Origin of the sequence: Mesorhizobium sp. M1A.T.Ca.IN.004.03.1.1 (genome assembly GCF_003997555.1) — a bacterium.
Classification (GTDB): Bacteria; Pseudomonadota; Alphaproteobacteria; order Rhizobiales; family Rhizobiaceae; genus Mesorhizobium.
Genome location: NZ_RZTV01001133.1, coordinates 1 through 234 on the forward strand (window position 1 = coordinate 1; position 234 = coordinate 234).

General features: G+C 66.7%; 1 protein-coding gene. It reads right to left on the bottom strand.

Annotation, left to right across the window (positions count from 1 at the left end):
- A partial coding sequence (locus EOD29_RS35205; protein ID WP_245475538.1) for an NAD(P)-binding domain-containing protein occupies nt 1-234 on the bottom strand: 234 nt, incomplete at both ends.

Genomic DNA, 234 nt, shown 5'->3' on the forward strand with positions numbered 1-234 from the left:
GCCCGCTTCGATCTCGGCAACAAGCGCCTCATCGCTCACCGCGTCGATATAGGAGCGGCGGGCACCGAGCGCCACCATCTTGGACGGGTCGATGTCGAAGCCCGTGACCGCAAAGCCGCTGCGCGCCACGGCCATCGCCAACGGCAGGCCGACATAGCCGAGGCCGATGATGCCGGCACGGGCCGCGCGGGTCTCGATCTTCAGCAAAAGCGTCTCGAAGGGGGAGATGGTCAA